At 53.5% G+C, this 21905-nt stretch carries 26 protein-coding genes and 2 pseudogenes; 16 read left to right on the top strand and 12 right to left on the bottom strand.

What is annotated here, in order from left to right:
• Positions 1–131: 131 nt before the first annotated feature.
• The gene (queG, locus tag G006_RS0107755; protein WP_020482608.1) at positions 132–1208 is read right to left on the bottom strand and encodes a tRNA epoxyqueuosine(34) reductase QueG; all 1077 of its coding nucleotides are present in this window, start codon (positions 1206–1208) and stop codon (positions 132–134) included.
• 326 nt (positions 1209–1534) lie between these two features.
• On the opposite strand from queG, the gene G006_RS0107750 reads away from it, so the two are divergent.
• The 6 genes from G006_RS0107750 to G006_RS0107725 all read left to right on the top strand — a co-directional run bounded on the left by G006_RS0107750 (position 1535) and on the right by G006_RS0107725 (position 7519).
• Positions 1535–2230: a DUF3047 domain-containing protein gene (locus tag G006_RS0107750; RefSeq protein WP_020482607.1), complete on the top strand. Its 696-nt coding sequence runs from the start codon at positions 1535–1537 to the stop codon at positions 2228–2230.
• A 2-nt stretch (positions 2231–2232) separates the two neighbouring features.
• Positions 2233–3195 (top strand): arsenosugar biosynthesis radical SAM (seleno)protein ArsS, encoded by a 963-nt coding sequence (arsS, locus tag G006_RS0107745; RefSeq protein ID WP_020482606.1) that lies wholly within the window; start codon positions 2233–2235, stop codon positions 3193–3195.
• Between the two features lie 9 nt (positions 3196–3204).
• Positions 3205–5379 (top strand): FAD-dependent oxidoreductase, encoded by a 2175-nt coding sequence (locus G006_RS0107740; protein WP_020482605.1) that lies wholly within the window; start codon positions 3205–3207, stop codon positions 5377–5379.
• A 3-nt stretch (positions 5380–5382) separates the two neighbouring features.
• Positions 5383–6000 carry a TIGR04282 family arsenosugar biosynthesis glycosyltransferase gene (locus G006_RS0107735; RefSeq protein WP_020482604.1) on the top strand — a complete coding sequence of 206 codons (618 nt, stop codon included), beginning with the start codon at positions 5383–5385 and terminating at the stop codon, positions 5998–6000.
• Between the two features lie 509 nt (positions 6001–6509).
• On the top strand, positions 6510–6845 hold the full coding sequence (locus tag G006_RS0107730; RefSeq protein ID WP_020482603.1) for a DUF1508 domain-containing protein: 336 nt from the start codon (positions 6510–6512) through the stop codon (positions 6843–6845).
• Positions 6846–6901: 56 nt separating this feature from the next.
• Positions 6902–7519, top strand: a complete 618-nt coding sequence (locus tag G006_RS0107725) for a hypothetical protein (protein ID WP_020482602.1) — start codon at positions 6902–6904, stop codon at positions 7517–7519.
• A gap of 67 nt (positions 7520–7586) precedes the next feature.
• Here G006_RS0107725 and G006_RS0107720 read toward each other — a convergent pair whose 3' ends face one another.
• On the bottom strand, positions 7587–8099 hold the full coding sequence (locus G006_RS0107720; RefSeq protein ID WP_020482601.1) for a YgjV family protein: 513 nt from the start codon (positions 8097–8099) through the stop codon (positions 7587–7589).
• A 43-nt stretch (positions 8100–8142) separates the two neighbouring features.
• The gene (locus tag G006_RS0107715) at positions 8143–9885 is read right to left on the bottom strand and encodes an NAD-dependent malic enzyme (RefSeq protein ID WP_020482600.1); all 1743 of its coding nucleotides are present in this window, start codon (positions 9883–9885) and stop codon (positions 8143–8145) included.
• Between the two features lie 269 nt (positions 9886–10154).
• On the opposite strand from G006_RS0107715, the gene G006_RS0107710 reads away from it, so the two are divergent.
• Positions 10155–11501: a peptide MFS transporter gene (locus G006_RS0107710; RefSeq protein WP_020482599.1), complete on the top strand. Its 1347-nt coding sequence runs from the start codon at positions 10155–10157 to the stop codon at positions 11499–11501.
• A 304-nt stretch (positions 11502–11805) separates the two neighbouring features.
• Positions 11806–12108 (top strand): hypothetical protein, encoded by a 303-nt coding sequence (locus G006_RS28615; RefSeq protein ID WP_020482598.1) that lies wholly within the window; start codon positions 11806–11808, stop codon positions 12106–12108.
• A gap of 177 nt (positions 12109–12285) precedes the next feature.
• Here G006_RS28615 and G006_RS0107700 read toward each other — a convergent pair whose 3' ends face one another.
• Together G006_RS0107700 and G006_RS0107695 are read right to left on the bottom strand one after the other, a co-directional pair.
• Positions 12286–12636 (bottom strand): type II toxin-antitoxin system PemK/MazF family toxin, encoded by a 351-nt coding sequence (locus tag G006_RS0107700; protein ID WP_020482597.1) that lies wholly within the window; start codon positions 12634–12636, stop codon positions 12286–12288.
• Positions 12614–12814, bottom strand: a complete 201-nt coding sequence (locus G006_RS0107695) for a hypothetical protein (RefSeq protein WP_020482596.1) — start codon at positions 12812–12814, stop codon at positions 12614–12616. The genes G006_RS0107700 and G006_RS0107695 overlap by 23 nt, the downstream gene beginning before the upstream one ends.
• Before the next feature lie 262 nt (positions 12815–13076).
• Between G006_RS0107695 and G006_RS0107690 the strand changes: the two genes are divergently transcribed.
• Positions 13077–14438: a transposase gene (locus G006_RS0107690; protein WP_026146917.1), complete on the top strand. Its 1362-nt coding sequence runs from the start codon at positions 13077–13079 to the stop codon at positions 14436–14438.
• Positions 14439–14538: 100 nt separating this feature from the next.
• Here G006_RS0107690 and G006_RS29515 read toward each other — a convergent pair whose 3' ends face one another.
• On the bottom strand, positions 14539–14829 hold the full coding sequence (locus tag G006_RS29515; protein ID WP_020482594.1) for a hypothetical protein: 291 nt from the start codon (positions 14827–14829) through the stop codon (positions 14539–14541).
• Here G006_RS29515 and G006_RS28785 point away from each other — a divergent pair.
• Entirely contained in the window at positions 14816–15334 is a 519-nt protein-coding gene (locus G006_RS28785) for a hypothetical protein (RefSeq protein ID WP_200860430.1), read from the top strand. The two genes, G006_RS29515 and G006_RS28785, sit on opposite strands and share 14 nt — an antisense overlap.
• Entirely contained in the window at positions 15241–15984 is a 744-nt protein-coding gene (locus G006_RS28780; protein WP_200860429.1) for a hypothetical protein, read from the top strand. Before G006_RS28785 ends, G006_RS28780 begins: the two co-directional genes overlap by 94 nt.
• 72 nt (positions 15985–16056) lie before the next feature.
• On the opposite strand, the pseudogene G006_RS0107670 reads toward G006_RS28780, so the two are convergent.
• Together G006_RS0107670 and G006_RS26610 are read right to left on the bottom strand one after the other, a co-directional pair.
• Positions 16057–16437, bottom strand: a pseudogene (locus G006_RS0107670) (Tn3 family transposase); the annotation flags it as partial.
• A gap of 6 nt (positions 16438–16443) precedes the next feature.
• Entirely contained in the window at positions 16444–17775 is a 1332-nt protein-coding gene (locus G006_RS26610) for an RHS repeat protein (protein ID WP_200860428.1), read from the bottom strand.
• Between G006_RS26610 and G006_RS29510 the strand changes: the two genes are divergently transcribed.
• From G006_RS29510 to G006_RS27635, 3 genes are all read left to right on the top strand, one after another.
• Positions 17762–17977 carry a hypothetical protein gene (locus G006_RS29510; protein WP_020482589.1) on the top strand — a complete coding sequence of 72 codons (216 nt, stop codon included), beginning with the start codon at positions 17762–17764 and terminating at the stop codon, positions 17975–17977. The genes G006_RS26610 and G006_RS29510 overlap by 14 nt on opposite strands.
• A gap of 99 nt (positions 17978–18076) precedes the next feature.
• Positions 18077–18262: a hypothetical protein gene (locus tag G006_RS0107655; RefSeq protein ID WP_020482588.1), complete on the top strand. Its 186-nt coding sequence runs from the start codon at positions 18077–18079 to the stop codon at positions 18260–18262.
• Positions 18256–18555 carry a type II toxin-antitoxin system RelE/ParE family toxin gene (locus G006_RS27635; protein WP_081607899.1) on the top strand — a complete coding sequence of 100 codons (300 nt, stop codon included), beginning with the start codon at positions 18256–18258 and terminating at the stop codon, positions 18553–18555. Before G006_RS0107655 ends, G006_RS27635 begins: the two co-directional genes overlap by 7 nt.
• Here the strand turns inward: G006_RS27635 and G006_RS0107645 are convergent.
• Entirely contained in the window at positions 18523–18744 is a 222-nt protein-coding gene (locus G006_RS0107645; protein WP_160167666.1) for a hypothetical protein, read from the bottom strand. The genes G006_RS27635 and G006_RS0107645 overlap by 33 nt on opposite strands.
• Before the next feature lie 83 nt (positions 18745–18827).
• On the opposite strand from G006_RS0107645, the gene G006_RS0107640 reads away from it, so the two are divergent.
• Positions 18828–19013, top strand: coding sequence for a hypothetical protein (locus G006_RS0107640; RefSeq protein WP_020482585.1), 186 nt, complete (start codon positions 18828–18830; stop codon positions 19011–19013).
• Positions 19000–19310: pseudogene (locus tag G006_RS29505) on the top strand (type II toxin-antitoxin system RelE/ParE family toxin). Before G006_RS0107640 ends, G006_RS29505 begins: the two are co-directional and overlap by 14 nt.
• 64 nt (positions 19311–19374) lie before the next feature.
• On the opposite strand, the gene G006_RS0107630 reads toward G006_RS29505, so the two are convergent.
• The 3 genes from G006_RS0107630 to G006_RS0107620 all read right to left on the bottom strand — a co-directional run bounded on the left by G006_RS0107630 (position 19375) and on the right by G006_RS0107620 (position 21559).
• Positions 19375–20418, bottom strand: coding sequence for a methyltransferase domain-containing protein (locus tag G006_RS0107630; RefSeq protein ID WP_020482583.1), 1044 nt, complete (start codon positions 20416–20418; stop codon positions 19375–19377).
• A gap of 35 nt (positions 20419–20453) precedes the next feature.
• Complete coding sequence (locus tag G006_RS29500) at positions 20454–20681, bottom strand: hypothetical protein (RefSeq protein WP_442785759.1); 228 nt, start codon at positions 20679–20681, stop codon at positions 20454–20456.
• A gap of 437 nt (positions 20682–21118) precedes the next feature.
• Positions 21119–21559, bottom strand: a complete 441-nt coding sequence (locus G006_RS0107620) for a cupin domain-containing protein (RefSeq protein ID WP_020482581.1) — start codon at positions 21557–21559, stop codon at positions 21119–21121.
• Positions 21560–21905: the final 346 nt, after the last annotated feature.

Raw genomic sequence — 21905 nt, 5'->3', positions numbered from 1 at the left:
GCGACTGTGGAAGTCTTGCCTATTTTTACTGCCTGGGGCCGTGATTCCCGCGGATGCGGGAATCCGGTTTGTAATTGCACTGGGCTCCTGCTTGTGCTGGAAAGACGATTATGAATTATCAGAAGTTCCCGCTAAATGCTCAGACTGGTCAATTTCTGCAAAGCCCATTGTGTATGCTCGCGGACCATCTCCGAATCGTTACTCAATCTGCCGCTCAATGCCGTCTTAGCCGCGTCGGTTGCTTTGCCATTACCCAGTGCCACGGCGATATTGCGCAGCCAACGCTGATGGCCGATGCGGCGAATGGCCGAGCCTTCGGTTTTTTGCAGAAATTCGGCTTCGGTCCAGCTAAATAGTTCAAGCAAAGTCGCCTGATCCAAACGATGCCGGGGTTTGAAATCGCTTTCTGCGCTGAGTTTGGCGAAGCGATTCCACGGGCACACCAACTGGCAATCATCGCAACCGTAAATCCGATTGCCGAGCAAAGGCCGCAATTCCACCGGAATGCTGCCGTGCAATTCGATAGTTAAATAGGATACACAACGGCGGGCATCGACCTGATACGGGCCGACGATGGCTTGCGTCGGGCAAATATCCAAACAAGCCCTGCATTGTCCGCAGTGGTTGCCGACTGGCTGATCGCTGGGTAAGGCCAAGTCGGTATAAATTTCCCCGAGAAAAAACCAGGAGCCGGCGCGGCGATTGATTAGATTGCTGTGCTTGCCTATCCAGCCCAAGCCGGCTTTCTCGGCGATGGCTTTTTCCAAAACCGGTGCGCTATCCACAAACGCCCGATAGCCGAACGGACCAATCTCCTCGGCGATTTTGTCCGCCAGTTTTTGCAGTCTATTCCGCAGCAGTTTGTGGTAATCGCGCCCCAAGGCATACCGAGATACGAAGGCGGCGGCCGGGTCGTCTAATAATTGCTTGCTGGTGGTCGATGCTTCCGGCAAATAATCCATTCGTGCCGAGATAATGCTGCGCGTACCTTCCTGCAACAAAGCCGGGCGACTGCGTTTCAAACCGTGTGCGGCCATGTATTGCATCTCGCCGTTAAAGCCCTTGTCCAGCCAGTTGTACAGATGCTCTTCGGCGGTATTCAAATCCGTATCGCTGATACCAATCTGCTGAAATCCCAATTCCTCGCCCCAGTGTTTGATGCGTTCGACAAGTGCTTTAAGATCTTCAGCTGGGGGGGGAGTGTTCAATTAGCAGCGCCTTGGGAAATAGTGGGGGACATTGTCGTAGTTTAATACGGCAGGGTACCCAAATAGCTTGATAAGCTAACCTTATCACCCATGAAGATCAACCGCATCGGCGCTAGTTTTCGCTTATTCACCCGGCCCAGAATTAGGGCCGGGTGAATAATAGTGTGTCGCGCTCCAAGCGCTACACTACTTAAGTCACTTGCAACGAATCCCCGTCAGTCACGACAGATTGCTTAGAAAAGCCAAGCTAGCTTGCCGCGCTCGATTTATTATTGACTGGAAAGGCGTGGTGACATCCGCATCAAGTAAAACTTGGACGACCGACTATGATAATTCTCCTGTATCCGGCTTATATCAGCGCCAGATTGACATTAGTGATGCATAAACTATTGCTGTGCCTGGCGATTTTGCTGTCGCATCATCCAGTGAATGCCGACAATAAACTACCTATCGGCGAGTTCAGCCAGAATCGCCTGGAGGGTTGGAAACATAAAAGCTTTAAAGGCGAAACCCAATACCGATTGCAAACACTCGACGGCGTGACCGCGCTGGTGGCCGATAGCCACGCCGCCGGTTCCGGCCTGTTCAAGGAGCAACGCATCGATCTAACGCAAACGCCATTCCTGAACTGGTCGTGGCGCATCGGTAATCGTTTATCCGGCTTGAACGAACAAAGTAAGGCTGGCGATGATTATGCGGCGCGGGTGTATGTGGTGGTCAAAGGCGGACTGGCATTTTGGCAAACCAAGGCCATCAATTATGTCTGGGCCGGCAACAGCAAAAAGGACAGTGTCTGGCCTAATGCGTTTGCCGGCGATCATGCGATGATGATGGCTTTACGCGATCAGGAAGCACCGTTGAATGTCTGGGAACACGAAAAACGCAATATTAGGGCCGATTTCAAGCAATTCTTCGGTGAAGACCTGTCCGCCATCGATGCCGTCGCCATCATGACCGATACCGACAACAGCGGCGGCCAAGTCTCCGCCGCTTATGGCGACATCTGGTTTTCCAAGGATTAAGCATGCACGATACGAAACCTTTGCTGGTCAACAGCGATTTTCCGGCTATTTTTCGCAAGCCGTTGGAGATTTTGCAAATCAATCTGGGTTATCGGTGCAACTTGAGCTGTGTGCATTGCCATGTCAACGCCGGCCCCAATCGCATCGAGATGATGAGTCGGGAGACTATAGATGAAGTACTTGCGCTTGCCGAAACAGCCAACATTCATACGCTGGATTTGACCGGCGGCGCGCCGGAAATGCATGCAGATTTTCGCTATTTGGTGCGAGCAGCGCGTGATCGAGGCATCGAGGTGATTGATCGTTGCAATCTGACCATTCTGGAAGATCCTGAATACGCCGATCTCGCGACATTTCTGGCCGCGCAGCAGGTCAACATCGTCGCCTCGCTGCCGTGTTATCTGGAAGAAAATGTCGACAAACAACGCGGTAAAGGCGTGTTCAAAGACAGTCTGGCGGCCTTACAGCGTTTGAATCGGTTGGGTTATGGCCAGCCGGACAGCGGACTGGAATTGAATCTGGTGTTCAACCCGCAAGCCGCGGTGTTGCCGCCCGATCAACATAATCTGGAACGGGCATATAAACAGCACTTGCAGCAACATTACGGCATCGTCTTCAACCGCCTGTTTGCCATCGCCAATATGCCGATTCAGCGTTTCGGTAGCACCTTGGTCAGTCATGGCCGCTTCGAATCTTATCTGAGTTTATTGAAAAACAGTTTTCGCGCCGAGAACCTTGAAAACTTGATGTGCCTGAATACTCTCAGCATCGACTGGCAAGGCTATGTCTACGATTGCGATTTCAATCAGATGCTGGGTTTGCCCTTGGGCGCCGTAACCAAACCCAAAACTCATATCAGCGAGTTGCACCTGCACCCACTGCAAGGCGCCCCCATCGCTACCGCCGCCCATTGTTACGGTTGCACCGCCGGCCAAGGCAGCAGTTGCGGCGGGGCTTTAGGCTAATCCAGGGATATGGCCACTCGATGCGCCTACCGCTTGACCCCGTCAAGAATTGCCTTGCTACTGGTAATCGCGGGATTGCTCGGGCTGTTTTTCAGCTTTGATCTCCAGAATTATCTGACTCTGCACAACCTAAAGTCGCAGCAGGCGGCGATAGCCGACTATCGCCACATTAATCCACTGCTGGCGGCGGCACTGTATGCCGCGTTGTATATCGCGGTCACAGCTCTATCGCTGCCGGGGGCAACGATCTTAACGTTGGCCGGCGGCGCGGTGTTCGGTTTGTTATGGGGCACGCTGATCGTCTCGTTTGCCTCTAGCATCGGCGCTACGCTGGCGTTTCTGGCCGCACGATTTTTGTTGCGCGACTGGGTCAAATCTCGGTTTAACGCCCGCTTACGGGCCATTGATGAGGGCGTGAGTCGTGAAGGCCCGTTATATTTGTTTACCTTGCGTCTAGTGCCGTTGTTCCCGTTTTTCATGATCAATCTGGCGATGGGATTGACGCCGATCAAGACCAGGACGTTTTACTGGGTTAGCCAGATCGGCATGCTGGCCGGCACCTTGGTGTACGTCAATGCCGGCACCCAGTTGGCGAAAATCGATTCACTCTCCGGTATTCTGTCTCCAAGCTTGCTGGGTTCGTTTGCCTTGCTCGGTGTGTTTCCCTGGCTGGCTAAACACATGCTCGAATTCTTCAAGCAACGCAAAATTTACGCAAACTGGCCTAAACCCGACCGTTTCGACAACAATCTGATTGTGATCGGCGCCGGCTCAGGCGGTTTAGTGTCGGCCTATATCGCCGCCGCAGTCAAAGCTAAAGTGACCTTGATCGAAAAGCACAAAATGGGCGGCGACTGTCTGAACACCGGTTGCGTGCCGTCTAAGGCACTGATTCGCTCGGCCAAGTTGCTGTCGCAGATCAAACGCGCACCCGAGTACGGTATCGCCAAAGCCGAGGCTGAATTTGCTTTCGCGGACGTGATGGAGCGAGTGCAACAGGTAATCAAATCCGTAGCGCCGCACGATTCCATCGAGCGCTATACCGCGCTGGGCGTGGAAGTTATTACAGGCACTGCCAAAATCGTTTCGCCCTGGGCGGTGGAAGTGACGACAGCCGACGGTGTCAAAACCCTCACCAGCCGTTCCATTGTCATCGCCGCCGGCGCCCGACCATTCGTGCCGCCGATTCCCGGAATGGAAAACATCGATTATCTGACCTCGGATAATATCTGGGACTTACGCGAATTACCCAAGCGCTTGCTGGTGCTGGGTGGCGGGCCGATGGGCTGCGAATTGACGCAAACCTTTAACCGGCTGGGTAGTCAGGTCACGCAGGTGGAAATGGCGCCGCGCCTTATGCTACGCGAAGACCCGGATGTATCGGACATAGTCCAGGCCCGCTTCCGGGCAGAAGGCGTGGACGTCAAAGTCAAGCACACCGCCAAGGAATTTATTGTCGAAAACGGCGAACACATTTTGCTGGCCGAGCATGACGAGCAAATCGTCAGAATCGCCTTCGATAAAGTGTTGATCGCCATCGGCCGTGCGGCCAAGGTGCAAGCTTATGGCGTCGAAGAACTGGGGATTGCCGTGTCACCGCGCCTTACCCTGGAAACCAACCAATTCCAGCAAACCAACTATCCAAATATTTTCGCCGTCGGCGACGTGGCGGGGCCGTATCAATTTACCCACACCGCCGCCCATCAGGCCTGGTATGCAGCGGTCAACGCTTTATTCGGGCATATTAAAAAATTTCGTACCGATTATTCGGTGATTCCCTGGTCGACGTTTACCGATCCGGAATTAGCGCGCGTGGGTTTGAACGAGCAGGAAGCGCAAGCGCAGAATATCGCTTATGAAGTCTCCAAATACGACATAGCCGATCTGGATAGAGCAATTACCGACGGGGAGGCGCATGGCTTTGTTAAAGTGCTGACCGTCCCCGGCAAGGACAAGATTCTCGGCGTGACTATCGTCGGTGAGCATGCTGGGGATTTGCTGGCCGAGTTCGTGCTGGCGATGAAACACAACATTGGTTTGAATAAAATCCTCGGCACTATTCATATCTACCCAACCCTGGCCGAAGCTAATAAATATGTGGCGGGCGTCTGGAAAAGCAATCACGCTCCCAAGCGAATGTTGGAATGGTTGAGCCGTTATCATACTTGGCGGCGCCGGGTTTAAGCCATGCAATCGCTGTATCCCGATAGCGTACTGTTGATTTTTTGCAAAGCGCCGACTCCCGGCCAAGTCAAAACCCGGCTGCAACCAGCCTTAAATGCCGAACAGGCTGCCGCAGCACACCGGCAACTGACTTATATGACCCTGGATCGCGCCTTCCAGCAGTCTTTATGCGCGGTTGAATTGCACTGCGCACCAGACGTCGGCCATGACTTTTTTCAGGATTGTGCGCGGCGTTTTCCACTGACATTGAAAGTCCAACACGACGCCGACTTGGGTGAACGCATGCACCGTGCCTTTGCTGATGCGTTAGGCAGATACCGCCATGCCTTGCTGATGGGTTGCGATTGCCCCAGTTTGACCTCTGACGATCTGCTTCGCGCATTGGCGTTGTTACGCGAAGGTCATGATGCGGTTATCGCGCCGGCCGAGGATGGCGGTTATGTGATGATCGGCTTAAACGAGATACAACCGAGACTGTTCAGCGATATGAGCTGGGGCCATGATCAGGTCATGGCCACCACGCGCAGCCGGGCAAAAGACATCGGTTTGAACCTTTACGAACTGGATAGCCAATGGGATGTGGACACTTACTCCGACTGGCTTCGCTATTCGGCTATGTAAAAATTGCATGACTAGCAAGATCTTCAGCTATGCGTCATACCCGCATGGAAGCGGGTATCCAGTGCCATGCATGGTGGGCTTCGAATCATCCCTGAAGCCTGGATTCCGGCAATCCCTGCCGGAATGACGATCTTTTGGGCGCTAGCTAAAATCAGGAAAAGTTATGAGCGGAATCCAACTTGATTCGCAATATTGCCGAGCAGGATTTGTCGGCATTCAGGCATAGGCTGCAAAGCGAATTGGCCGCTACTTGATGAGAACGGTTCACTGGCTATCAGATCGCCCAATGTCGTGTAGCAAAACCGACAATTGAACATCTGTCGAGTTGTTTCTGGCTGATTTTTAAGGATTTTTTATTGGCATAACGCTTGCTTTTGGATTTATAGCCTCTGCCGGTCACGCTTTAGTTCCTCTGCAATCGCGCTTTTCCGATAGCTTGGGAGTAATCGGGAGACTGAAATTTGATCGGCCACGATCTTCCATTCAACTGTTAACTTCCGGGACAGAATATGCCAGCCACTTTTCAACTTAAAGCCAACGACGACAATCAGTATTCCTTTTCTTTTGTGAACAGTAAGGGCGAACTGATTCTGATCAGCGGCGATTACGACAACAAAGAAGAAGCTCTGCAGGGCATTAAAGAAGTGCGAACCGGCTCCTTAATGAGCAACCAGATTGCCGCCAGCAAGGTTCCTGAAGGCGATACTTTTTTTGTGATTAAAGATGCGGCCGGCGCCATCATTGTCAAAAGCGTTTTATTCAACTCGAACATGGTATTCGACAATGCGCTGCACACGGTTAAAGACAATGCCTGCGTTGCCGAAATCGTCGATCTGACGCTGTAAACTTGGGCTGAAAGCGCTGCTTTAATTTTTACATAGCGAAAATAGGTAAAGACAATATGGGTGTCGAGCTAAAAATTGTTCGAGAATTGGCCACGGTATGCGTTACTGCAAGCGAACTGGTGGCGATTGAAAATCTGATTAAAGGCGAACTGGCCAAGCCGGCATTCATCGAGCAATTCGACAAAATGGCAAACTCAATCAAGGAATGTTACGGCGTAAGCACCGCGAGTTTGCAGACTTGGCTGGCGATGACCACCGAAACCGAATTTTGCGAACAATTCGATGCCGCCTATGCCCACCACAAAGCCACTTACCTCAGTATTACCAACCGGCCGCGGGTGGCATCGGAGCGGGCTTACCTAGATTACATGCTGCTCCGGGAATTTAAGGAGACCCAAACCGCTTATCCGCTGCTAAAACTGACCTTCGCACGGCTGGATGAGTTTATCGATAAATGGATAACAAACGATGCTTGGCTGGCGATGTCCATCGAGAATTTGGTAAAAATGCTCTATCGGTTTCTGACCGAGGTCGCCGAGCTTAAGCAAAAAGACCCAACCGATGCATTCACTATTTATCAAACGCTGATGGCCGCGCTACGCCCGTATTGCGCCTTGCTTGAAAATAACTGGATAGTCCTGGAAGAACCCGTTGCGGAGACAGAAACGGCATAAAGCCATTTCAGAAATGCCGTCATGGGGTAGGGGACGGCTCAAGTGTTTATATTGAAGGGGCGCGTTGTTATTGGGCAAACAGCTTGCGTATCGTCCGCAGATTAAGGCCCATCGCCACGGTTTCGGCTACGAACGCCGGCCAGGCTTGCCAGATGTAATCGTTGCTTATCCATGCCACACTGGAAGCCAACAGCGCAACGCGCATGCGGCGATTATCCAGATAAAACAAAGCCAGTGTAGTGTTGATTACCGCAAAGGCCGGCAGTAAAGAGATGGGGCCTTGCCAAGAGAATGCCGTAAGCGCGCTAAACAAGGCCACGAACCCTGCCGCCGCCCAGTGCTTGTAAAAACCTTTCTGCAAACGGTTGGACAGCAGGGTACGCAGGGCGGTGCTGGCCATGGTCAAGCCGGCGGTCCAGGCATCCAGCAACAGGTATTGCACGGCCCACAGCACGGCCCCGGCCGCGGACCAGCGCCGAAACGCCAGGCCATCCGGCAGACAATAAGCCCGCCATTCCACCAGAATGCCAATCCCGCCAATCAGGTAAGCGAGATTCAGCAGATTCAAATCTAATTGCAAGTGCTAAGTCTTACCGCTGAGCCTTCTTAGTAGGGAAATTCCATCAATTCGTTACCGCTGCCCCGGCATATTTGCAAGGCAGATACTCGGCTTTCCAGAGATTGGCTTTAACGTAAGCTTCCAGATCGATGCCCACTAAATCCTGCCGCGTCGCGGAGCCGTCTTCCAGGGCTTTAGCCAATACCCGATTAGCGACAAATAAACTGACTTGTTTTAGATCGCTCACCGGCGGGAAGATCAGGCCGGCAGTCAAACAATTCTCCGCGATGTAGTCGGCCAAGGCATAGGCAGACTCCAAGACCATCGCGTCGCTAATCCGGCTGCACTCGCCCAACACCGCGGCAAGGCCCAAGCCAGGAAATATAAAGGCATTATTGCCCTGCCCAATCGGATAACGCCGGCCTTGATATTCCACATCGGCGAATGGGCTGCCGGTTGCAACCATTGCCGAGCCTTGCGTCCACTCCAAAATGTCTTCCGGCGTGGCTTCGCAATTGGCGGTGGGGTTGGATAAAGGGAAAATAATCGGCTGCGCGTGGTTTGCCGCCATGGTTTTAATCACGGTTTCGGTGAACAATCCCGGCACGCCAGTTAGTCCGAGCAATACGGTGGGCTTGGCATGAGTGACCACTTCCAGCAGGTTGGGTACCCTATCATCGGGAATATCCCAATCGTGATAACTTTCCTGAGTATGCGACAGCGGCAATTTGTAGGCCTCGGTGGTGGCTTCCTTGACCACCAGACCATGGGCATCGACCACGAAAATCCGCTGCAGAATTTGCTCCATGGTTAAACCTTCGCGCAGCATGCCTTTCTTGATGGTACTGGCCACGCCAAATCCGCCGGCACCGGCGCCTACCACTACCACGGTTTGCTCTGCCAGGGTTTCGCCTTTCTTACGGCAAGCCGACAGCAGGCCAGCCAAGGCCATCGCTCCAGTGCCTTGGATGTCGTCGTTAAAACAGGGCATAACATCTTTGTATTTCGCCAATAAATCGAAGGCCACGTTTTTGGCAAAATCTTCCCATTGGATAATGGCTTTCGGCCAGACTTTCTGTACCGCAGTGACAAATTTATCGACCAATTCGAAATAAGGCTGGTCGTGCAAGCGCGTGCTATGCGCGCCCAAATAGAACGGATCGTCCAGCAATTCGGCGCGGTTGGTGCCCACGTCCAGATTGACTGGCAAGGTTTGAAACGGACACATGCCGCCGCCGACGGTATACAGCCCCAATTTGCCGATGCAAATCGCCAAGCCTCCCATGCCTTGGTCGCCGATACCCAGAATCGACGAGGAATCGGTCACCACAATCATGCGAATATCGTGCAAGGGGTAGTTTTGCAAAATGGTTTCGGCCCGGTCGATATTGGCTGCCGAAAAAGTCAATCCGCGTGTGGTGGTAAAGTTGGAGCTGAACTGCTGCACCGCCAAGCCTATCGTTGGGGTGTAGACTATCGGCACCATTTCGTCCAGATGCCGTTCCAACAGCGCGTAAAACAGTACTTCGGTGCGGTCTTGCAGCGCTCTGAGAAATTGATACTTAGAAATATCATCTGCTTGTTTTTGATAATTGGCGTATAGCCGTTCGAGCTGCTGCTCCATATCCGTCACTTGCGGCGGCAGCAAGCCATCCAAGCCCAGTTCGATGCGTTCCTGCACACTAAACGCTGTGCCTTTATTGGTTGCCGGCAACCTGAGTAAAGTCACGCCCCGGATCGAAACTTCTACATATTTGTTACCGTCGGCATCTAGCCGGTAGTCGAAATAATCGCTTAGCGTTGTCATTAAGTTTCCTTGAAAATATTTAATCGAAATCCAGGGGCTAACCAGGAGCTCGAATAGCGCAAACTATGGCGCCTGTTCCCTTTATAACAGCCTAATCGGCGATGCGGTAGCCGAAAACACGCTGAATGGGCACTTTTTTTGTCGCTAATAGTTGCCGTGTTTCAAGGCGGTGCATTTACTGGGGGTTTACCGTAAAAATGCCCCAGATTGGCGCTTGTGAGATGATGTTCAACACGCTCTCCAAAGAAGCTTAACAACACTTTTCCCACGTGAATCAAAGAAACCTATTTGGTCATCCCATCGGCTTGTTCGTGCTGTTTTTCACCGAAATGTGGGAGCGCTTTTCCTATTACGGGATGCGTGCCTTGTTGGTGCTGTATATGACCCAGCATTTAATTCAAGCTGCGCAAACCGATATGTTGGTGTTCGGATTTGCGCCGTTACAGGCCGGTTTGCAGGGCTTGTTCGGGCCTTTGTCCACGCAAGCCCTGGCCTCACAGATTTACGGTTTATACACCGGCCTGGTGTATTTCACCCCGCTGTTCGGCGGCATTTTGGCCGACCGAGTGTGGGGGCCGCGCAAATGCGTGATAGTGGGCTGCGTGTTGATGGCCATCGGTCATTTTTTGATGGCAGCCGAAGCGTTTTTCTTGTTGGCGCTGCTGTTTTTGATTTTGGGTAACGGTTGTTTCAAACCCAATATTTCGACTCAAGTGGGCAATTTATATCCCCCCGGCGATCTGCGCCGTGACGGCGCGTTTACGATTTTCTATATGGGCATCAATCTGGGGGCGTTTTTCTCGCCGTTGATCTGCGGCACCTTGGGCCAGCGCTACGGCTGGCATTACGGCTTCGGTGCCGCCGGCGTTGGCATGTTGCTGGGTTTGCTGGTGTATTTGTTTGGGCAAAAATATCTGGGTGTGGATCAATTTGTTAAACCTGCGGCTGACGTGATCAAGCCTGAACCGCTGACTACTAAAGAATGGCAGGCACTAGGCGGCTTAACGGCTTTAGCAGTGCTGAATATTTTGTTCTGGGCAGTTTACGAGCAACAAGGCAACACGTTGCAACTGTTCGCCGAGCACAATACCGATTGGCATATCTTGGGTTGGGAAATGCCCTCCACCTGGTTTCAATCGCTGAATCCGGCCTTTATATTCTTGTTGGTACCCTTGATTGACCGCGTATCCCGGTACGGCACCAGTCAAGGCCGGCAAAGTTCCAGCGTCGGCAAAATGGCATTCGGCTCGATATTGTTGGGTGCATCATTCCTGGTGCTGATTTTCGCGATTAGCGGTGTGCAATCCACCGAAAAAATCAGTTTTCTGTGGCTGGCGTTATGTACCTTGATTTACACGCTGGGCGAACTTTATCTATCGCCGGTTGGCTTGTCGCTGGTCAGCAAAGTCTCGCCGCCGCGTTTGGTAGGGATGTTGATGGGCACGTGGTTTCTGTCGACGTTTTTCGGCAATTATTTCTCGGGCTACATCGGCAGTTTTTACGAGCAAATGCCAAGACAGGATTTCTTTCTGCTATTGGCAGTGATGGGCGGTGCTACCGGCTTGGCGATTTTTGCTTTCAAACCGCTGTTAAAAAAAGCGGTCGGGGCGGATTAACTATTGCGGATCAGTGTTGGTCGGACAGTTGCCATTGACAGGTTTGGGGTCTGGCTGCTTTTAGCCGGTACTTGGCAATTATTTTGATTCTTCTCTATTCTTTATCCAACCGGTTTTGCAACTGTCGGTATAGCGATGCTCGGTTTATTGCGGCAACTCGAGCACATCATCACATGAACACCAATCGCTACCCGTTTGCTCAAACAGAGCGGCTTGTTCAAACCAACTGAAACCAGGTCGGTAAAGTTTACTATTAACCCGGTCCTAAACTGTAGCCGACAACAAAAGCTTCAGCTACAACCTGTTGGGCCGCAAAACCGCCGCCAACAAAACCGGCTCCGCCATCGGCTATGTCTGTGACAACGCCGGCGGCAAAATCCTGGCCTATCTGTATGATCCGGCCGATAACCGCTCCCGCACACCTGGCTGGAAGTCACAGCGTTCCGAGTCGCCGCCAGCTACTACACTCTCGCTGTTTCGCTCAATTGATCGGATGAGTCCATCTCAGCAACAGGCGCTGCCAGCTTTGGCCGATTCACTGCCGGGTCCGGGCGCACAATCGAATAAACCAAAATGCCTGGATTTGTCTCCCGATACTTGGAAGTGATCGCCATAGCGGCTGCCTGCCAACCCGTAAGTCGCAATCGGTAGGGCGTCAATAGGCGAAGCCGTATTGCGCCGTATGTTTTAGCCCATTCCGGCAGGCATCCGCCGCTCCGCCTGGCGAAAGCCACTGCGCTAAAACCCGCTCGGTTGTTGCGAGCTTTACGCGGGCGTCATCGCGTTACTCACCCAAAATCGTCTGAAGTACCTTGCCCAGCGCTTCGTGATCAGTTATTGACAAGCGTCCCATCACCTTGACGATCTGAGTTTGCTCTAAGGTAGCGAGCAACGGCTTGAGCACCGAGGGTTTGGCCAACCCCGCTGTCTGCCAGTCTTGCAGAATGGCTTCGCCGGTGGTCAGCGGTTGTCTGATCTGGCTGGTGATGGCCATCAAAATCACATCGGGCCGGTTTTGCTGATAGATTTGGCGGCTGATGATCACAGCGGGGCGCTTCTTGGTGGCTTGCAGATTGGTGAACGGAAAGGCTACCAAAACCACGTCGCCGAAGTCATAGCTGGTCGTAGATAGCATCTTCGTCGTTGTTCCAGAGCTTTGCGAACGCGGCTTCGGAGAGGTGGGCAAAGTCCCGCCGCAAACGGTTGCCCTGATCGCGTTGTTGTAAAAAGTCGATAAAATTGTCCACTTCCGCCAAACGATCCGGCGAGAGGTGTTCCAGTTTCTCCACCATATGTTGAACTTGCGGTTGCATAGTTAATCCTCTTTTAGTCGCTGACGGCATTCTAGGCTTGTCTTGTATTGGTCAGAGCACAGTTGGTAGTGGACATTAGTGTGCTTTCTGAGGCATTATTCTACAAGCTGGACGCCGTGACTACCATAGTTGGGAAACTGGTCTGGTTGTACTCACCATGCCACCAACAAATATGTGCCGATTCTGTTGAAAAAGTCCCCTGATATTCGGCTCCCACCGTAGTAAAATACCGCCAACAGCCACTCAATCATGAGGTGACGCCATGATGGGACAACAATCCGGGATTCAGGAGCAGTTGTTTTTCTGTTTCAGTCTCGAAAACCACATTCCCAAAGAGCATCTGCTGCGAGGCATTAACCATTTTCTTGACTTGGGTGATTTTCGCCAGCAATTGGCGGAGTTTTACAGTCCTATCGGCCGACCATCGATTGCTCCCGAACTGATGATCCGGATGCTAATCCTCGGTTATTGTTTCGGCATTCGTTCCGAACGTCGTCTGTGTGAAGAAGTGCATGTCAACTTGGCTTATCGCTGGTTTTGCAAACTGGATTTAGACGATCCCGTACCGGATCATTCCACCTTTTCCAAGAATCGCCTGGGCCGTTTTCGGGAAAGCCAGGCTTTTCGGCTAGTGTTTGAAACGGTCCTGAAACGATGTATGGCAGAAGGCCTGGTGCGTGGCGAGGGTTTTGCCACCGACGCCAGCATCATCAAAGCCGATGCCCAACGGCAACGTCGAGTAGAAAATGGTGACGACATTGACTGGGGCGATCCCGCTCAAGCAGAACGTCCGGTCCGTGAATATCTCGCGGCACTAGAAGAAACGAATGATCCCAAAGAGTCCACCCGGACGCTTTCACTGACTGATCCGGCGGCTACCTGGACGGCCGCACCCGGTGGCCCCGCATTCTTTGCTTATTCAACCAATTACTTGATCGACTTGGAAGCCGGCATCATCCTTGACGTAGAAGCCTCAGCGGTCAATAAAGCCGCCGAAGTGGAGGCGACTCGGACCATGATTGACCGGGTAGAAGAGACGTTTGGTCTGAAGCCCGAACGTTTGGTGGGCGATACCAACTATGGATCAGCTGCCATGCTCGGATGGTTAGTCGATGAAAAAGACATAGAACCGCATGTACCCGTATTTGATAAGTCAGAACGCAGCGATGGCACCTTCGGCCGCTCTGACTTTACTTATGACGCGGAGAATAATCAGTATATCTGTCCAGCGGGTAAGTGTCTGAAACCCGCTTGGCGCAGCAAACAGAAAAACCCTTATCGCTATCGCGCCAGCCAATTGGATTGCCAAGCCTGTCCGCTCAAAGCGCAGTGCTGTCCTAACATGGCAAATCGGCAAATCGATCGAAGCCCCCACGAATCGGCTCGTGATGTCGCACGAGCCATTACCAAAACCGATGCTTATAAGCAGTCACGCAAGGAACGCAAGAAGGTGGAAATGCTGTTTGCCCATCTCAAGCGCATATTGAAGATGGATAAACTACGTTTACGAGGCTTCAGTAATGCCAAAGATGAGTTCCTATTGGCGGCGACAGCCCAAAATCTAAGGCGAATGGCGAAGAGGTTGGCAATCAATGAACCAGTAACCCAATTGATACCCGCATAACGGCAATATAAGGCGTATTTACGCACCGGAAAGCAAAAAACTCACCTGCCAGCTTCTGCAAAACCACGGCAATCAATCAAAACGCAGTTCCCACTGACTTTCAAAAATCCGCCTTTTTCAACACAATCTGCCGCAAACCGTCATCGCCGATGCCGGCACCGGCAAGCTCAATCTGACCAGCACCTACACCTACGATGCGGTCGGCAACCTGACCCAAGTCAACGGCCCGCGCACCGATGTCACCGACACCGTCGCCACCGCTTATGACAACCAACGGCGGCCGACGCAGCTGACCAACGCGTTGGGCAAACTCACCAAGCAAGCCTACGACGCCGATGGCCGTCTGATCCGCAGCGCAGATCGGTACCCAATGGCTGGTGTCCTGTAACAACTACACCCCGAGCGGCAAATTGCTGAAAGCCTGGGGTCCCGCGCAAACCGCCGCCGACACCACTTGTCCGGCCGCGGCCGCACCGGTGACCGTCGCCGACTACGTCTACGACAACCTGGATAGGCTCAACACCCTGACCGAAAACCTGCCGGTGGCCGACGGCGGCAACCGCGTCACCCAGACGGTCTACAACGCCGACGACAGTGTGCAGATCCTCAAAAAAGCCGTGGGCACCGGTATCGCGCAAAACTATGCGACCTACACCTACAGCAACAATGGCCTACCACTCACCGTCAAGGATGCCAAAAACCAGCTGACCACCTACCAATACGACGGTCACGACCGGAAACTGAAAACCCTGTATCCGGACAAAGTCACCGCCGCGCCTCCTCGGCGACCGACTTCGAACAGGTGGCCTACGACACCAACAGCAACGTCACCAGCTTGCGCAAACGTAACGGTCAAAGCATTACCTTGGCCTACGACAACCTCAACCGCCTGCTGAGCCGGACCTATCCGACCGCCGCCGACAACATCAGCTTCAGTTACGACCTGTTGGGCCGTAAAACCCTGGCCTATCAGTACGATCCGGCCGGCAACCGCACCCGCACCACCTGGCCGGAAGCCACCGCGTTCTACATCACCGCCAGCTATGACGCCCTGAACCGGCCGACCGCCCTGCTGGAGAACGGCACGGTCAGCCTGGCCAGCTATGCCTACGACGACCTGTCGCGGCGCACCACCGTCACCCTGGGTAAAGGCACCACCACCGGCTACGGCTACGACACCCAGTCGGCGCTGGCCAGCCTGACCCAAAACCTGGCCGGCACCGCCCAGGACAACACCTGGAGCTACACCCGCAACCAGGTGCAAGACATCAAAGCGGCCAGCTGGACCAACAACAGCTACCAATGGACCGGCTACACCAACGGCACCCGCAGCTACACCGCCAACGGCCTGAACCAATACGCCACCGCCGCCGGCAGCAGCTTAAGCTACGACGCCAACGGCAACCTGGGCGGCGACGGGGTGTGGACCTATGCCTATTTATGCCCTTTAGGGTACAACCTCGACAACCAGCTGACGGCCGCCAACAAAACCGGCTCGGCCAACAGCCTGGCCTATGACGGCGCCGGTCGCTTGAGGGGGTTCTAAGCCCAAACCCCGGAAATTTTGGAAGTTTAATTATAACAATGCCTTATGAAGTAATGATGCAGTAGGCAGAGATTAATTAAACGTTATGTCGGCCAGCATCGCTTCAAAGTCAATTGGGTTGTGGTTGTTCTTAAAGTCATAATGACCCAAAAAATGGATATGTTGCCAAGCCACAGGAGAAATTTTCTGAAGTTGAACAATTACTTTCTCGTTTCCGGCAGCTTTATACTTATCGACTAGCAGCGATAATATGATCGAATTATAGGCAATTACCACATTGGCGATTAGCCTGCCGCACTGATTGGTGATGGCGACTTCCAAATCAGTTCTGCCGATGAGTTGCTTTTTGCCGCTGACTTGCGATGTAAATGAACGCAATTGGTGGTAGGCTTCAATACGGTTTTGCGAACGGTGTACATCACGCTCTATCTGCGGATCGCGTAAATACTTTAAGGGGTTCTAAGCCCAAACCCCGGAAATTTTCACCAGGTTGCTGTCGTCATAGCTTAGGTTGGTGACGACGCCGGCCAGGGTGGTTTGGCTCAAACGGCCGGCGCCGTCGTAGGCCAGGCTGTTGGCCGAGCCGGTTTTGTTGGCGCTGGTTAATTGGTTGTCGAGGTTGTACCCTAAAGGGCATAAATAGGCATAGGTCCAGACCCCGTCGCCGCCCAGGTTGCCGTTGGCGTCGTAGCTTAAGGTACTGCCGGCGGCCGTGGCGTATTGGTTCAGGCCGTTGGCGGTGTAGCTGCGAGTACCGTTGGTGTAGCCGGTCCATTGGTAGCTGTTGTTGGTCCAGCTGGCCGCTTTGATGTCTTGCACCTGGTTGCGGGTGTAGCTCCAGGTGTTGTCCTGGGCGGTGCCGGCCAGGTTTTGGGTGAGGCTGGCTAGCGCCGACTGGGTGTCGTAACCGTAACCGTAGCCGGTGCTGGTGCCGTTACCCAAGGTGACGGTGGTGCGCCGCGACAGGTCGTCGTAGGCGTAGCTGGCCAGGCTGACCGTGCCGTTCTCCAGCAGAGCAGTCGGCCGGTTCAGGGCGTCGTAGCTGGCGGTGATGTAGAACGCGGTGGCTTCCGGCCAGGTGGTGCGGGTGCGGTTGCCGGCCGGATCGTACTGATAGGCGAGGGTTTTGCCGCCGGCGGTGGTGCTGGTCAGGCGACCGGCGTTGTCGTAGACATAGCCGATGGCGTAGCCGGTTTTGTTGGCGGCGGTTTTACGGCCCAACAGGTCGTAACTGAAGCTGATGTTGTCGGCGGCGGTCGGATAGGTCCGGCTCAGCAGGCGGTTGAGGTTGTCGTAGGCCAAGGTAATGCTTTGACCGTTACGTTTGCGCAAGCTGGTGACGTTGCTGTTGGTGTCGTAGGCCACCTGTTCGAAGTCGGTCGCCGAGGAAGCGCCGGCGGTGACTTTGTCCGGATACAGGGTTTTCAGTTTCCGGTCGTGACCGTCGTATTGGTAGGTGGTCAGCTGGTTTTTGGCATCCTTGACGGTGAGTGGTAGGCCATTGTTGCTGTAGGTGTAGGTCGCATAGTTTTGCGCGATACCGGTGCCCACGGCTTTTTTGAGGATCTGCACACTGTCGTCGGCGTTGTAGACCGTCTGGGTGACGCGGTTGCCGCCGTCGGCCACCGGCAGGTTTTCGGTCAGGGTGTTGAGCCTATCCAGGTTGTCGTAGACGTAGTCGGCGACGGTCATCGGTGCGGCCGCGGCCGGACAAGTGGTGTCGGCGGCGGTTTGCGCGGGACCCCAGGCTTTCAGCAATTTGCCGCTCGGGGTGTAGTTGTTACAGGACACCAGCCATTGGGTACCGATCTGCGCTGCGGATCAGACGGCCGTCGGCGTCGTAAGCTTGTTTGGTGAGTTTGCCCAAAGCGTTGGTCAGCTGAATCGGCCGCCGTTCGTTGTCATAAGCGGTGGCGACGGTGTCGGTGACGTCGGTGCGCGGGCCGTTGACTTGGGTCAGGTTGGTGGCGAAGGCGTCCAGCCTGTAGAATAGTGTCCCAGAAGGTACGCCATGTGCACACTATCTAGCTGTACCCTGACCAATGCCGGACAGGCCCAGAATGCCATCAGCGATTAAAAGGAGAAGTTCACCATGCAGCTACACACCGCTAAACAAGAAGCCCTTGCCATCATTCAGCGTTTACCTGATACCGCCGATATGGAAGAAATTATTTACCGGCTCTATGTGCTGGAAAACATCCGACGCGGCCAAAAAGACGCCGAACAAGGCAAGGCCACACCCACCGAACAGGTACTGAGAGATATTCAAGCGTGGTAAAGTGGACCGATCACGCATTGGCTCAGCTTCGCCACATTCACGACTATATTGCGCAGGATTCACCACTATATGCTAAGCGGGTGACTGAAGCGCTGGTTAGTAAAACGATTGGACTGGATAAACTGCCCCACCTTGGCCGGACGGTGCCGGAACTGAGCGACGAGGCTGTGCGTGAACTTTCGCTCTATTCTTACCGCATTCTTTACGAGATCAAAACGACGCATATCGAAGTGCTCGCGGTCATTCATAAACGCCGCGACTTACAGCCTGACGAGATTCTGCGTGAGCAGTGACTTAGAACGGGGGGTGGCTTCCGGCCAGGTGGTGCGGGGGCGAGTGCCGGCCGGGTCATATTGGTAGGCCAGGGTTTTGCCGCCGGCGGTGGTGCTGGTCAGGCGGCCGGCGTTGTCGGTGCGTGGGCCATCAACCTGGGTCAGGTTGGCTATATCGGTCGGTCGAACCAAGGGGGACCATTTTCTCAACACCGAATGCACCGGTAGATGTCTAAATGCCCGCTTACGTGCAGAGCACCGAGGTCCAATCAGACCAATGAGGACAACTCCCTATGCAAACTGTTAAACAAATTGTCCACGATATTGCCAATCACCTGACCGAGCAGGCTACCTTTGACGATGCCATGTATGCTATCTATGTGCGGCAGAAGCTTGAGCAATCGTTGCAAGCAGCAGCGGAAGGTAAGGTCACATCACAGGAAGACATGGAAAAACGCTATCTACATGATGCGAGTTGAATGGTCTGATCTGGCTCGGGACGATCTTGACGATTTAGTCCGTTACATTAGCCGCGATTCGTCCGTTTATGCCCGACGCTTCGGCCAAAAAATCGTGCTTGCCACTCGACGACTGAAGTCTTTCTGGAAAGCGGTAGGTTGATTCCAGAAGCTGACGATAAATCTATACGAGAAATTATTGTGCAGAGCTATTGCGTAATGTACCGTTTTGAATCGAATCGCGTGTTGATTTTTGCCATCATGCACGGCCGCCGTGATGTCGCTGGACACGAGAAAAAGCCATGGGATGACGTCTAAAAAGGGTATTCGCGCTTGAACCGAATCCTCAAAAATTTCGCTCAATTGATCGGATGAGTCCATCTCAGCAACAGGCGCTGTCAGTCTTGACTGATTCGCTGCCGGGTCCGGGCGAGCAATCGAATAAGCCGAAATGCTGGGTCTTGTCGCCCAATACTCGGAAGTGTTCGCCATAGCGGCTACCGGCCAGCATGTCGGCGGTGTTACCGCAGACTCTTAACGGCCGGCCGGTTTCGAAATGATGATGATCGTCCAAGTCGAAACTGTGCGGGTGTTGCTCAATAGTGCCCAAATAAGTCGCGACTTGGCCGAAGTCCTCGCAACGATCTTCCAATGGCATTTTAAAGGCGCGCACTGTCACTGAATCGAACTTGACCATGCCTATTTTTGCGAACACTTCCGGGTCGTCGATGCTGATGGGATTTTGTTTGACCTTGCGGACATCGGGGCAGCCTAAGTCTTGCAAAATGCGCCGGAAGTCTTCCCAATACAAAGCGCCGCCCAGGCATTCGCCCAATAAAACCGGGTCTTGGCGCAGTTCGAATGGGATGCGGCGGTCGGCAAATACATCGGAAAAATACAGTTCGCCGCCGGGTTTCAATACCCGGAATATTTCCGCCAGCACACTGGGCTTTTCCGGCGATAGATTGATCACGCAGTTGGAGACTACTACGTCGATACTGTCGTCGGCGATACCCACGGTGTGCAGGTTTTCGATGTGACCGTGCAAAAACTCAACATTGGCAAACCCAAAGCGTTCGGCGTGCCAGTTGCGATGACGCACGGCAACTTCCAATTGCTCGGGCGTCATATCCACGCCGATTACCCGTCCTGTCGCGCCGACCAGTTTCGACAGCAGATAGCAGTCGCGGCCGGTGCCGCAGCCCAAATCCAGCACCGTTTTACCAGTCAACGCGGGGGGTAATGGTGATCCGCAGCCGTAAAACCGTTCCAAGATTTCGGGATGCAGGTTGACCAGCAAGGCTTTTAAATAGCTCGGCATGGCGTCGATGCTGCAACAGGCGCTGGTTTTTAGATCGTTGCTGGATTGCAAGACCTGGCCGTAGTAATGGCGGACCGATTCGCTGATTTCGATACTGGTAGTCATGAAAAGCCTCGTATTTTTATTATTGAAGATAAGTGCTAGGCGTATGAAATGGCAGCGGAACAGATAGCCATGCAGGGTAAGGTCAGCAGCCAGGATAAGGCAATCGATGCGATCACTCCAGTATTGGCGTTGCCGCGGCCAAGCCGATACCGAATAAAGAACCCACCGAAACGTGGGGGGGGGAAACCGGCATCCCAAATTTGCTGGCGAAAATTACCAATAATGCGCTGACCAGGTTGGCCGGCAAACCTTGAAGTTGTCATGGTCACCGTTAGCATAGGCGTCTGTCGAGTAAGCTTGTGCACAAATCGGCGGTTTAACCGCTAGATTTTTCATCGACTCTGGAAGACGCGATGGGATGAATTCTCAGCGAGGCCTGGCTTAGCAGATACCCGTCGACGTCCCTCCATCCCGACACCGAACGTCCCCTCGATTCTCTTTAACTTTACCATACAAGCCTATCGAAGGGCACACCCGCCCGGGCTTCGGCGAGCTCAGCCTGAACGGAATACTCGTGATAAATAGGGCCGGGTTAATACATAGTTAAACCCTCAAGCCATGAATAGATGTGGCTGAAACGAGATGACAGCATTAAAGCCTTGAGCAACTGGTTATTGCCGGTACAGCCCAATGCCTCAGCAAACGGTAACCGGGTGTGGGGGGCATTGCACCGGTTCAAAATGCCGACATCGCGCGATTTTTATCCCGTTTGCCCGGACTGTGCTTGGTGTAATGCCACGAAGTCGGACATCGCCAGGCTACCGATAACGTTGGCATCGTCGTCCAGTATGTCGTAAAGCACCCCGGTGCCGCGGATGCTGAACAACAGGATGACGTCAATGTCGCCGCCGCCTTCCCGGTGCGGCACGTCGCTGGCCGGGCTGAGGGTGTAGCTGCCGACCGGCCTGATTTCCTTCAATGTGCCGTCGGCGTGGTAGATTCTATGTTCGCCTTGGATGACAAAAATGTGGTTTGGCGCTTTGTGCCGGTGCAGCACGATTTGTTGGTCGGCGGCAAACTTGAACAAGACGTCGGCAATGTTGGCGTCGGCGTCGATGTTCAGAATGAAATAGCGTAAATGCTCAAATCCCTCCAGGGTTTGCCAATCGATACGGCGGTCGTCGAAAAGATATGTGTTCATGGCGATGTGTTCTGTTTGATAGTGGCTGGGTGTGCGACTGATACGCAGGCTGATGTTTGGGCTCTGAATATCGCGAACTGTTGCAGTTTAGGCGAGACGGCGGCTTGGGTAAGCTGATATTTGCCCGAAAAAGTCGGGCAAATTGCCCGCGCTTACGTGGCTGTCGAGCCGCTTGGCCGACATCAAAGGCGGGCAGTTAGCCAACGCTGCGGACCCTGCGCGGCTGGCGATAACGGCATAGGGTTTGGCTGCCAGCGGCTGTTTGTTGTAGGATTTAAGTGTGAACCGGCCAGCCGTTTACGGCAGGCTCCTAAAATGAACGCGTCCATAAGCGTGGCGCAACTCA

This window comes from Methylomonas sp. MK1 (assembly GCF_000365425.1).
Lineage (GTDB): Bacteria > Pseudomonadota > Gammaproteobacteria > Methylococcales > Methylomonadaceae > Methylomonas.
Note: the sequence above shows the minus strand (reverse complement) of the source record. Positions and strands in the feature narration are given on the sequence as shown.